10 protein-coding genes are annotated in these 12,639 nt (G+C 65.1%); all 10 read left to right on the forward strand.

Features of this window, described 5'->3' with window-relative positions; genetic code table 11:
- Positions 1-241 precede the first annotated feature (241 nt).
- The 10 genes from LB535_RS10865 (at position 242) to LB535_RS10910 (ending at position 12,617) form a co-directional block, all read left to right on the forward strand.
- Positions 242-1,426: a glycosyltransferase family 4 protein gene (locus LB535_RS10865; RefSeq protein WP_224632171.1), complete on the forward strand. Its 1,185-nt coding sequence runs from the start codon at positions 242-244 to the stop codon at positions 1,424-1,426.
- Complete coding sequence (locus LB535_RS10870; RefSeq protein ID WP_095768344.1) at positions 1,423-2,730, forward strand: hypothetical protein; 1,308 nt, start codon at positions 1,423-1,425, stop codon at positions 2,728-2,730. The genes LB535_RS10865 and LB535_RS10870 overlap by 4 nt, the downstream gene beginning before the upstream one ends.
- A 9-nt stretch (positions 2,731-2,739) precedes the next feature.
- Positions 2,740-3,960: a GNAT family N-acetyltransferase gene (locus LB535_RS10875; protein ID WP_224632172.1), complete on the forward strand. Its 1,221-nt coding sequence runs from the start codon at positions 2,740-2,742 to the stop codon at positions 3,958-3,960.
- A 96-nt stretch (positions 3,961-4,056) separates the two neighbouring features.
- Positions 4,057-4,281, forward strand: a complete 225-nt coding sequence (locus tag LB535_RS10880; RefSeq protein ID WP_140544568.1) for a hypothetical protein — start codon at positions 4,057-4,059, stop codon at positions 4,279-4,281.
- Between the two features lie 265 nt (positions 4,282-4,546).
- Positions 4,547-7,039 (forward strand): DNA ligase D, encoded by a 2,493-nt coding sequence (gene ligD / locus LB535_RS10885; RefSeq protein WP_224632173.1) that lies wholly within the window; start codon positions 4,547-4,549, stop codon positions 7,037-7,039.
- A gap of 405 nt (positions 7,040-7,444) precedes the next feature.
- Complete coding sequence (locus tag LB535_RS10890; RefSeq protein WP_224632174.1) at positions 7,445-8,353, forward strand: Ku protein; 909 nt, start codon at positions 7,445-7,447, stop codon at positions 8,351-8,353.
- Positions 8,354-8,370: 17 nt separating this feature from the next.
- On the forward strand, positions 8,371-9,468 hold the full coding sequence (locus LB535_RS10895) for a tetratricopeptide repeat protein (protein ID WP_411969563.1): 1,098 nt from the start codon (positions 8,371-8,373) through the stop codon (positions 9,466-9,468).
- Positions 9,469-9,679: 211 nt separating this feature from the next.
- On the forward strand, positions 9,680-10,315 hold the full coding sequence (locus LB535_RS10900; protein ID WP_224632176.1) for an alpha/beta fold hydrolase: 636 nt from the start codon (positions 9,680-9,682) through the stop codon (positions 10,313-10,315).
- A gap of 153 nt (positions 10,316-10,468) precedes the next feature.
- Positions 10,469-11,245, forward strand: coding sequence for an exodeoxyribonuclease III (locus LB535_RS10905; RefSeq protein WP_224632177.1), 777 nt, complete (start codon positions 10,469-10,471; stop codon positions 11,243-11,245).
- Between the two features lie 181 nt (positions 11,246-11,426).
- A complete protein-coding gene (locus LB535_RS10910) occupies positions 11,427-12,617 on the forward strand; it encodes a hypothetical protein (RefSeq protein ID WP_224632178.1) in 1,191 nt (396 codons plus the stop codon).
- Positions 12,618-12,639 lie beyond the last annotated feature (22 nt).

Below are 12,639 nucleotides of genomic sequence, written 5' to 3' on the forward strand. Positions count from 1 at the left end.
CTCTTCAAGCTACATGGCTTGCTTCATCATCGGTCAACTTTCGCGACGTATCTGTATCGATATGGGGCACGGCTGGGGTTCCTGCGTCGCGGCCGGACATTCGAGACCCGGCACGATCCTTGCTCCCGGCCTGCAGTGGCCATCGCCGGGTAGAGCGGCGTGCGGATTTGGCATGAAGTTCCTTCCGCGCTTGAAAGGTCCGGTGCTGAGCGGACTCGGGGTGCAAGGTGGAAAGATAGCAATGCGCATAGCCTGCGTTCATCAGGGCTACGAGCTCTATGGTTCGGACCGCAGCTTCGCGGAGAGCGTGGCTGCGCTGCGCGCCGCGTTTCCGGCCGCCGAGATCGAGATCGTGCTGCCGCGCGAGGGACCGATTGTCGATATCCTCAAGCCGCATGCCAGCCGCATCGTGTTCGAGCCGCTCTGGGTGCTCAGGCGCCAGGCGATGCTCAAGCTCGCCACCGTCGAGATGGCGCGGTTGCCGACGGCGCTCTGGCGCGCCTGGCGGCGCATGCGGGGCAGCGACCTGACCTACATCAACACCTCGATCATCGCCGACTATGCGCTGGCCGCGCGTCTCCTGCCGCGCAAGGCGCTGCTGCACATCCATGAGATTCCCGAGGGCATCCTGCGCAAGGTGCTTGTCGCGCTGATGCGCTGGAGCAAGGCGGATCTGATCTTCAACTCGCGCGCAACGCGCGCCACCTTCGGCGATCCGCCGGCCCTCGATGCCAAGGGGCGGCGCACGCATGTCGTCTATAACGGCGTTGCCGGTCCCGTCGCGGCACTGCCGATGACTTATGACGGCAACCGGCCGCTCAAGGTCCTGCTGCTTGGCCGCGTCAACCGCATAAAGGGGCAGGAGGTGCTGCTCGAAGCCGTCGCCTCGCTCCCCGCCGAGTTGCGCGACCGTGTCGAGGTCCGCCTCGTCGGTGGCGCCTTCGAAAGCGTCGAGCGCGAGCAGGCGTTGGCCGAGTTGGTTGGGCGCATGGGCCTGACAGGGCATGTCGAGGTGCTGCCTTTCGTCTCCGACCCAACTAACCATTATCGCTGGGCCGACATCGTCGCGGTGCCGTCGCGCCGCCCGGAATCGCTCGGCCGCGTGGCCATCGAGGCGATGGGCTGGGGACGGCCGCCGCTGGTCTCGGCGATCGGCGGACTGGTGGAAGTGGTGGCCGACGGCGAGACCGGCTGGCATGTGCCGCCGGGCGACGCGGCCGCCCTCGCCGGCAAGCTCAGCGAGATCATCCTGCGGCCGGATCTGTGGCGCGGCTTCGCCGCTGCCGGTCGCGCGCGCTACGAGGCGCTCTTCAGCGAGCCGATCGCCGCCGCCGCGATCCTGGCGATCGTGGCCGACAAGCTGAAGGCGACGCCGCCGCGGCAGGGGCGGGCGCGTGTCGCCCGCGAGGCGGAGACGAGCCCGTGAAGTTCACCTTCCCGGCCCATCTGGTGCGGCGCCTCATGTTGATGATCGGCGGCGAGGCGATGCAGAGCGGTTTCCATTTCGCCCTGAACATCGCGCTGCTGCATCTTTTGTCGGCCGAAGGTTATGGGCTCTTCGCGCTGGCCATGGTGATGGGCGGCGTCGGCTTGTCCTATATCCGCTCGCTCACCGCCGTTCCCGCCACCATATGGATGAGCAAAAGCGCCAACAGCGCCGGCGTCGACGCCTACGACGTGACCTTCGGATCGGCGGCGCTTGTGGTGGCGCTGCTGATGGGATTGGGCACCGGGCTGCTGATGCGCCTCCTGGGCGACCCGAGCGGCATCGGCGCCGCCTGCTTCGTCGGGGCCTGGTCGCTGCGCAGCCATATGCGCACCGCCTTCTTCGCGCGCCGCATGCAGCTCGTCGTCTCCATCAGCGACGCCGCGTTCACGATCGCGGGCATAGTGCTCGCAGGAGCGGCGATCTGGTTCTTTGCGGACGCGCTTCAGGTCACCTTCTATGCGCTTGCCGTGGCCAATGTGGTCGGCATCGCCGTGCTGGTGAGACTGGCGCGCCGCAGGCTGCGTATCTCCTTTCGTGCGCCGACCTTGCGGCGCTATGCAAAGCTCTGGCCGCAGCTTCGCTGGTCGGGGTTCAGCGCCACAACCACCAACATCCAGGGACAATGCCTGGCCCTGCTGGTCGCCGGCATCGCCGGACCCGCGGCCTATGCGCCGCTGGCGGCGGTGCTGGTGCTGTTTGCGCCGCTGCGCATCTCCAGCCTTGCCTTCTCCAACATGACCCAGCCGGAACTCGCAAAGCTGGTGCGCAACAAGGAGTTCGACCGCGTGTGGACGCAGGCCAAGATCTGGGCGCTCGTCATGGGGCTCGGCAGCCTGGCCTATGGTTGCGGCATCCTGTTCATCCTGCCGATGATTAAATCCCAGGCGCTGCAGCATGCCTCGGTCGGGTTGATCGGGCTTTTCGCCATCGCCAACTTCGTGCCGATCATGGCCTATATCATGCCGCGCGTGGTCCTCGAGATCCTTGGCGATTTCCGCATCGTCGCCTTCATCACCATGGCCGGCGCGATTATCGGGCTGGCGGCGATCGGGATTCTGTTGGCCGTCGCCCCGTCGACATGGTCGCTGGCCGGAGCCGCGGTCTCCGAGATCTTCGTGCTAGTGGCCTCATGGTATTTCGCTGCTCACCGTATGTGGAACTCCAAGCACCCGAACGAGCAGCGCCCCAGCGTGTTCGGCGCCTGGCGCCGCGCGGCCACGCTGGCAGTGCAGAGACGATAGGAGAATGATGTGGCAAGCCAGGCAATGCCGATGGCCGCGATGACGACCGGCTTGGCCGGTGACGAGGCTGCAGTGCACGCCACCGGCGGCGCTTATGTGGCGCAGCTGCACACCAGCCTCGAAGCGGTCAAACCGCTCTGGCGGCGTCTCGAGACAGAGGGCGTGTGCACCGGCCACCAGCATTTTGCCTGGGCCGAAGTGATCGTCGAAGGGCTTGTGCCGCCAAAAGCCGATCTCGCCATCGTCGAGGTGAGGGACGCCGCCACGTGCGAGCCGAGGATGCTGGTGCCGTTGATGCGGCGCCGCGCATTCCAGCATTGGGTGATCGAGTGGCTGAGCTGCGGGGTGTGCGATTATTCCGCGCCGTTGCTCGCCGACGCGACGCCCTGGACCAGGCAATCAGCCGAGGCCGCATGGGCGGCGGTGCTTGCCGTGCTGCCGCCGGCCGACCGCATCCACATCGTCGGTATCCCGAAACAGATCGGCGGCATCGCCAATCCCCTGGCGCTGCTTTCTCCGGCGCGCGATTCCATACATTCCCACTACGGCATCGCCATGGATGGCGATGCCGAAACCGTCGTCAAGCGCATCTGTCGCCCGTCCTTCGTCAAGGCGCTCAACAAGGACCTGCGCCGGCTCGATCGCAATGGCGGCCTGGCCCTGGTCGAGGCCGACACGCCAACCCTGGTGGATTCCACCTTCGACAAGCTGGTCGAGATGCGGCTTAGCCGTTTTCGCGAGCTCGGCCGCTTCGATCTGCTGGCGCAGCCGCCGGTCGTCGATTTCTACCGCAAGGCCGCGCATCGCGGCCTGACCGACGGGTCGGTGCGGATCTTTGGCCTGCGCGCCGGCGACGTGATGGTCGCGGTCCAATATCTGGCGGTCCATCTGGGCACCCTGCACGCGCTGCTGGTCGCGATCGACCAGGGTGCAGTTCCCAATGTCTCGCCGGGACTTTGCATCATGGGCGAGCTGATCAGATGGGGGCGCGGGCAGGGGTTCGACTATTTCGACCTGTCGGTCGGCAACCAGAGCTACAAGGAACATATGGGCGCGGTGAAGTCGGTTCTGTCCGAACTTTGCTACGGCATCACGCCGAAGGGCATGGCGGCGAGCGAGGCCATCAAATACCGTGGCCGGGGCGTGGCTTTCGTGCGCGCCAACCCGCGCCTGTTCAAGGTCGCGCAGGAGGCGATGCAGCGCTGGCGGCGGCTGCGTGCGGGGCGGTGAATGGGCCGCCTTCACCCGGCAAATTGACTCACATCCCGCTCTCCGCCATCCTTATGGGCAGCCGCTATCGGAGCGGCAGCGTGCTCGAGTGAGGCCATGGCCAGTCCCGTCGCCAGAGAAAAGTCCCGCCGCGCCGCGGTGAAGACCGCGCTTGAGCGCCATAAGGTCTATGTCACCGCGCAGCGCTTTTCCGGCGGCTCCTACAGCGCCCGCGTGCTGGTCGACGGCGAGGCCTACTGGGTCGACGAGTTCCGGCTTTCGCAACTGAGGCAAGGGCTTTCGCCCGCCGAGTTGGAACTGACGCCGGCTGTTGACGATTGATCCAAATCCCTTGCTCCGCATCAATGTAGGAAAATCCGAGATGCTGGCGGGACAGCACCCCTCTCTGTCCTGCCGGACATCTCCCCCACGAGGGGGGAGATTGGATGTCGCGCCGGCTTTCGCCAATCGCCCACATTGCAGGAAAAGCGGTGCCGACGAAGCTGCTGATCTCCCCCCTTGTGGGGGAGATGTCCGGCAGGACAGAGGGGGGCGCGAAGGAACTCGGCCTTCGCCGCATTCCATTCCGCCCTTCGCCGTCTAACCCATGCCCGCCAACCTCAAACCCTACCGCGCCAAGCGCGAATTCTCCCGCACCCCCGAACCGGCAGGCACCCTGTCCGCGGGTGCCGGCAACCGCTTCGTCGTGCACAAGCACCACGCCACCGCCGACCATTACGATCTGCGCCTGGAAGTCAGCGGCGTGCTCAAAAGCTGGGCGGTGCCGCGCGGGCCTTCGCTCAATCCGGCCGACAAGCGCCTCGCCGTCGAGACCGAGGACCATCCGATCGAATATATCGATTTCGAGGGCGTCATCCCCGAGGGCGAATATGGCGGCGGGCCGATGATCGTTTGGGACACGGGTACCTGGGCGCCAATGGAGGATGTCGAGAAAAGCCTCAGGACCGGCGCCTTCAAGTTCCGGCTGGCAGGACAAAAACTCAATGGCGGCTGGATGCTGACCCGGCTGAAGCCGAAGCCCGGCGAGGACGAGAACAAGAAGAACTGGCTGCTCTTCAAAGAGCGTGACCTCGCCTCCGATACAAAGCTCGACATCCTCGAGGCGCGCCCGGAAAGCGTGAAGACCGGCCGCCGTATCGAGGAACTGGCGGCGCCGCCGAGGAAGCGCGAGCGCCTGCCGCCGAAAGCCGGCTCGCTCAAACCGGGCGCGCTGCCCGGCGCGGTTAGGGCCGAGCCACCCGCCCGCATCGAGCCGCAACTCGCCAGCCAGGTGCCTAAGCCGCCGGGCGGCACGAGCGTTGCCGAGGACACGGGCGAGCTCTGGTTGCATGAGATAAAGTTCGACGGCTACCGTACCATGGCACATGTCGTGGGCGGCGAGGTGCGGTTGATCACCCGCGGCGGCATCGACTGGACGAAACGCTATGGCGATCTGCCGCAGGCCTTTTCGCGGCTGCCGATCGCCCAAGCGATCATCGACGGCGAGATCATGGTGCTCGACGAAAAGGGCATCTCCCGCTTCACGCTGCTGCAGGACGCGCTTGCCGAGGGCGCCGGTTCCAAATTGCATTTCTACGCCTTCGACCTGCTCCATCTCGACGGCTGGGATCTGCGCAAGGTGCCGCTGCAGAAGCGCAAAGCCCTGCTCGCCGAACTGCTCGCCGGTCAGCCCGCCAATTCCGCCATCCAGTACAGCGATCATGTCGAGGGCGACGGCCAGGGCCTGTACGATCAGGCTTCGGACCTTGGGCTGGAAGGTGTCGTCTCCAAGCGCGCCGACGCGATCTACCAGAGCGGCCGCACCAAGAACTGGACCAAGGCCAAGGCGCAGAAGACGGATGATTTCGTCATCGCCGGCTATACCGTCTCCGACCAGGCGGAAGGGCTGGCGGCGCTCGGCATGGCTGAGTTCGAAAATGGTGAACTGCACTATCGCGGCAAGGTCGGCACCGGTTTCGACGCAGATATGGCGGCGGACCTGCTCGCCCGTCTGGAGCGGCTAACCGCCGGCGCGACCCCGCCCGAAGGCGTGCCGCGCGAGATCATGCGCGAGATGCATTGGGTGAAGCCGCTGCTGTCGGCACGCGTCCGCTATTCGAACCGCACCGCCGACAATGCGATCCGGCACGGCGTCTTCCGCGGGTTGCGCGATATCTGCGGGCTGACCACGCCGGTGCCGGTCAAGCGCAAACGGCTAATCGCCGAATCCGACCTCGCCACCATCTGGGTCACCAATCCGGAGCGGCGGCTGTTCGGTAGGACCGGGCCAACAAAACTCGACATCGCGGTGTATTACGCGCTGGTCGGCGATTTCATGCTGCCGCATATTATCGGCCGACCGGTGTCGTTGGTGCGCTGCCCGACCGGCAAGCCGCAGGACTGCTTCTTCCAGCGCCACGCCTTCACCGGCATGCCGCCTTCGGTTGCCGTGTTCGAGTCGATCAATTCGGAAGGCGAGACAAAAACATATCTCTCGGTCGAGGACGCCAAGGGCTATCTGGCGCTGGCGCAATTCGGCGTGGTGGAATTCCACACCTGGGGCACGCACCGGTCAAAACTCGACAAGCCCGACCAGATCGTCTTCGACCTCGACCCGGGCGAGGGGATTTCCTGGCGCGAGGTGGTTGAAGCCGCGGTCCACATCAAGGGCGGGCTGGAGAGCCTGGGACTGGTCCCATTCGCCAAAACCTCTGGCGGCAAGGGCATCCACATCACCGTACCGGTGACGCGCAAGCAGAACTGGAAGAAGCTGCACCAGGCTTCGAGCGCGATTTCGACTTTGCTGGCGGCAAGCGCGCCCGACACCTTCACCACCACGATGGGCAAGGAAAACCGCAAGAAGCGCATCTTCATCGACTTCCACCGCAACGCCCGCGGTCACACCTCCGCCGCGCCCTATTCGCTGCGCGCCCGCACCAATCTGCCGGCCTCGACGCCGGTGAGTTGGACCGACCTGGAGACGATCGACGCGCCGGAGGACCTGAATTACGCCTCGCTGCCGGGGCTGTTGGAGACATCTGGTGATCCCTGGGCGGAGATCGACGAGGCGGCGCGGGATTTGCCGGTGGTTGAGCGCTAGTTCCTCGCCCCCACAAAGTGGGGGAGAGGTGGCCGCGTAGCGGCCGGAGAGGGGGCAGCGCCAACGTATGTGATCGAGGCGCCAAAAGATATTCAGCTCCGCGCCATTCCCCCTCTCCGTCTCGGCTTCGCCGAGCCACCTCTCCCCCGCCTCCGCGGGGGCGAGGAACGGCGTCAGGGCATCGACGCTTGCTACAATTTGAACTATTCTCCGCGCCAACCGCCCCAGAAAACACTTCGTCAGGAATTCGGCAGTACAATCAGGGGTCGGTGTAGAATTTCCACGGCGCTGATCGTCCTACGGACGAAGCGCTGCAAAGAGCATGGTCCTAAAAAGGCCGGAACCGGTTTTGGACAAGACCATGCTCCAACATAGTGTCAGTGCATGGCCGCGTAGGAGTTCATCATGGCGCCCAGGGCAAGTTGGAAAGGTTACCTCAAGCTCAGCCTCGTCAGCTGTCCGGTCCGGCTTTACCCGGCCACCAGCGCGAGCGAGCGCATTTCGTTCAATCAGCTGCACAAGAAGACGCACAACCGCATCAACATGAAACCGGTCGATCCCGAGCTTGGCCTTGTCGAGCGTTCGGACCTGGTGCGCGGCTACGAATATGAGGACAAGCAGTACATCATCATCGATGATGCCGACCTCGACGCGGTCCGGATCGAATCCAACCACACGATGAACATCGAGGCCTTCGTCGACGAGGACGAGGTCGACGTCATCTACCAGGACTCGCCCTATTATCTCGCGCCCGACGGCGCCATGGCGGAGGAAACCTTCGCGGTGCTGAGGGAAGCGATGCGCAAGTCCGGCAAGCTCGCCATCGCGCGCCTGGTGCTCTCCAGCCGCGAGCGCGTGGTGACGATCGGCCCGCGCGAGAACGGCATGTTCGTCTGCACCTTGAGAAACCCCAACGAAGTGCGCGGCACAGCTGAATATTTTGGAAACATCCCGGATGCCAAGCCGGATCCCGAAATGCTGCAGCTGGCCGAGGCGCTGATCAAGCAGAAGCAGACCCATTTCGATCCGAAGAATTATGAGGATCGCTATGAGGTGGCGCTGATGGCGATGATTCGCGAGAAGCTGAAGGGCCACAAGCCGATCATCGCGGCTGCGCCCGAGCGGGGCAACGTCATCAACCTGATGGATGCGCTGAAGGCGAGCCTGTCGCAGCAGGCGAAACCCCCGGCCAAGTCGAAGAGCAAGGGCGAGGAAGCGCCGGCGAAGCCGTCCAAGAAGGCGGCCGCGGGCGGTGCGCCTGAGAACCCGCTGAAGGCGAACCTGTTGAAGGCCGTCGGCAAGAGCAAGAAGTGACGGGAAATGCTGGGCCAGTGATCGTTCCCGGCGCCGTCTTCGGCGTCGTCGGCGCGCTGGCCGCCTTTCCATTGCGGCTCGCTGCCCGCGAGGTCGGGCGCCGCCATGCGGAGCTGAGGCGCGGCGTCACGCGCCGCACCACGCACGTCGTGTTCGGCCGCGCGCTTCTCGCCAAGGCGGCGAAATCCGGCGATGCCGAGATCGAGCGCCGCGTGAAAGCGGAGCGCGAAGCAGGCCGCCAACTCATCAGCGAGAACGGCTTCCTGCGCCTGCTTGGACTGATGAAGGCGCCCGATGCCTCGTCGCTCTCCAGGCAATCGCTCGTCGACCAGTCGCGGCTGGCGGGTGATGATCTCGACATGCTGTCACTGTTCGACTCCTTCGAGCATGATGGCGAACCCTATTCCTTCCGAGACCTGATCCTGGCGCGCAAATATGCCGGGCTGATCGCCAGCGGCGCCACTTGGGGCGCGATCGCGCGCTCAGTGCATCGCTCGGGCCCGGTCGCCTCGCTCACCGCCAAGTCGCTCAATCTCGGCTCGCAGCATGGCCGCCCGGATGCGATCTATCTCGACGAAGGCAGGAGCGAGCTCGACGGCCAGCTTTTGTTCGACCTCGGTTCACCCGAGGATGACAGGCTGGAGGAATTATTCGCCGAGGCCGAGATGGCAGAAGAGGAGGGGCGCCACGACGATGCGGCCGCGCTCTACCAGCGTTGCCTGGCGATCGATCCCAAGGATGCGATTGCCGCCTTCAACCGCGCCAATTGCCTGCGCGGTGCCGGCCGGGTTACCGAAGCCGCGCATGATTATGCCCGCGCGATAAAGCTCGACCCCGGTTTCGTCGAGGCCTGGTTCAACCTCGCCGGCCTGATGAGCGACGAGGGCAGGGTGGCATCGGCGCGAAGGCACCTCCAGAAGGCTGTTGCGCTCGACAAGAGCTATGCCGATCCGGTGTTCAACCTCGCGCGCCTGGAATTCGATGCGGGCAATCTGGCCGAGGCTCGCCGGCTGTGGGTGCGATATCTGGAGCTGGATGCGGTGTCCGATTGGGCGCGGACTGCGCAGAAGGGCATACAGTTCGTGGATCTGCATATGGCGCGGACGGCGGGGTGAGCGCCTTTTCCTTCTCCCCTTGTGGGAGAAGGTGGATCGGCGCGCCAGCGCCGAGACGGATGAGGGGTGCTGGAAGGAATGAGACGTTGGTGACCTTGTCGCAAGTAGGAGTATTGAAGGGCGTATCCGCCAAGCTGGAGCACCCCTCATCCGTCCGAGCTTCGCTCGGCCACCTTCTCCCACAAGGGGAGAAGGAGAGATTGGCGCTCCCATGACCCACTTCCTCTTCGACGGCTTCGACACCGCCCCCGTCACCATCCTGCTCGCCCATGGCGCCGGCGCGCCGATGGATTCAACCTCGATGGCCGCCACCGCCAAGGCGCTCGCGGCCGCCGGTTTTCAGGTCGCACGCTTCGAGTTCCACTATATGGCCGCGCGCCGCTACGGCCATCGCAAGCCGCCGCCGCGCGCCGAGACGGTGAACCCGGAATATGTGAAGGCGATCGCCGATCTGCGCGCCAAGGGCGTGACCGGAAAGCTGATCATAGGTGGCAAGTCGATGGGCGGCCGCGTCGCCTCGATGGTCGCCGACGAGATGTTCGCCAAGGGCGAGATCGCCGGTCTGGTCTGTCTCGGCTATCCCTTCCATCCGCCGGGCAAGCCTGAGCAGTTGCGGACAAAACATCTCGCCGACCTGAAGACGCCGACGCTGATCTTCCAGGGCACGCGCGACGAGTTCGGCACCAAAGAAGAAGTTGCGACCTACGGCCTTTCCTCGGCTATAGAGGTGGTTTGGCTGGAGGACGGCGACCATGATTTAAAACCACGCAAGGCGATCTCGGGTTTTACGGCGGGTGATCATCTGAAGACGGTGGCGGAGACGATCAAAATCCGGATGGCGGACTGACTACGCCGCCAAGTCTGGCGAGATTCAGGTCAGGCCGAGTCGAAAATGGTGGTTTCCGAGAACCGGAGCGGAGCGTACTTTTCGTACGTGAGCACCGGAAGCGCAGGAAGCCACCATTTGCAGGCCGGCATCACCTGAATATCGTCAGACTTGATGAAACTCGCCACCTTCAACATCAACAACATCAACAGCCGGCTGGACAACCTGCTGGCTTGGCTCGCCAACGCAAAGCCCGACGTCGTCTGCCTGCAGGAACTGAAGGCGCGCGACACGCAGTTTCCGCTGACCCGGCTCGCCAATGCCGGCTATGGCGCTGTGTGGAAGGGCGAGCCGACCTGGAATGGCGTCGCGATCCTCGCGCGCGGCGCCGAGCCGGTGCTGACACGCGATGCGCTGCCCGGCGACGATGCCGACCGCCAGGCGCGCTACATCGAGGCGGCGGTCGACGGCGTTGTCATCGCCTGCCTCTACGCGCCGAACGGCAATCCTCGACCGGGCCCGAAATTCGACTATAAGCTCGCTTGGCACGACCGCTTCGCCGCGCATGCGGGTGAGCTCCTCGACACCGGCCTGCCGGTGGCGCTCGCCGGCGACTTCAACATCGTGCCCGAGCCGCGCGACATCTATGAGACCCGCTCCTATGACGAGAACGCGCTGGTGCAACCGGAAAGCCGCGCCGCCTTCGCCGCGCTGATCGCGCAGGGCTGGACAGACGCGTTGCGAAAGGTTTTTCCCAAGGAGGAGAGGCTCTACACTTTCTGGGACTATCGCCGGAACCGCTGGCCGCGCGACGCCGGCCTGAGGCTCGACCACATTCTGTTGTCGAAGAAGCTCGCTCGAAAACTGAAAGGGGCGGGCATCGACCGCGAAGTGCGGGGAGGGGACAATCCAAGCGACCACGCGCCGGTCTGGGTGGAGTTGGCAACCTGACCTTCTCCCGCAAGGTGAGAAGGGAAAGCTGGCGCTGTCCCGCCAGCATCTCAATCCTGACTCGTCCATCGCAATGACTTGCGGCATCGATGCCCAACGCTAATCTGCTGCAAACTTGGATGGGGGGACAATTTCATGCACGCGGTCTTGAACGGCGATCTCCAGCCATCGCCTCTCCGCCATGGCTGACACCGCCCTCGTCGCGCTTATCTCAGCCCTTGTCCTTGCCGGCGCCATCGCTCTCATTGCGATCGCGCTGCGCCGGCGCCGCAAGCGCCGCAGGGCGCGCGGCAATCCCGATCCGGCGGGCGACTACGCGCCGCGCGCCGCGTGGGCGCCGACATCCGGCAAGCTCAACTTCTCGTCCTTCGTCTACATGGATGTCGACGGCGACGGCGCCTATGGTCAAGCCGACCGGCCGATGGCGGGCATCGTGGTGCGGCTCTATGACGAGCGCGGCATTTTCCTGGCTTCGGCGCGCAGCAACGCCGCCGGTTTCGCCAATTTCCCGATGTCGTCGAAGCGCCGCAGCGCGGCGATCCAACGGCCCGGCAGCTACCGCTTTTCCGTCTCGGTGCCGTCCGGCTGGCGCGCCAGCAGCGCCAATCAGGACCAGGCGGTGCGTATCGCGGATGCCCCCGGATCCATGGTCGGCCTCATCGGCGAGGCGTTGCCGAAGCCGGTCGGCCTAGCGCCGGGGCGGACGTTGAACGGCAGGACGCCGGTCGCGACGGGGGTCACGCTGTCGGTCATGGGCAAAGGTCAGTTGCTTGAGAACCGGGCGCTGCCTGCCGACGCCGCCTTCCGCTTCCCGCTCGGCGTCGACGCCGATGAAATCGTCATTGCGGGCTCTGGGCTCGATCGGCGACTGAAGCTGTCGGCTTACCCGGTCGATCTCGGCCTTTTGGTCTCCGGCGCGCTCGCGCCCGACGCTGCGCGCAACGCCATCTGCTTCGACGACATAACCCCGCGCGGCCTGTGCAAGGTGCCGTCGGGCCATGCCGGGCTCGACTGGCGCAATCTCAACGCCATGGCGCGCGACCACACCGCCAACAGCGAGGGCTATGTCAACGGCAATGTCTCGGGCGCCTACATCGCCTATACCAGCAGCGGCCATCCGGCCGAGTTCGGCCGCGATGCGCCCTTCGGCTTCCACTCGGTGATGCTGACGGCGGCCTGGCTGGCCTCGGAAGGCGAGACCGCGCTTGTCGAAAGCTGGTTGGGGGAGGAACTGATCGCCAGCGAGGAGATCGCGCTGTCGGCGCTAGCACCGGTTCAATACGCGCCCATGCTGCAGGCGGTGACGCGTGTCCGCATCTCCACCAGACACCACTGGCAGGCCGTGCTCGACGATCTGATCGTGGCGCTTTGACATATGCCGGCCAAAGCACGGC

Origin of the sequence: Mesorhizobium sp. CA10 (genome assembly GCF_020165285.1) — a bacterium.
Lineage (GTDB): Bacteria > Pseudomonadota > Alphaproteobacteria > Rhizobiales > Rhizobiaceae > Mesorhizobium.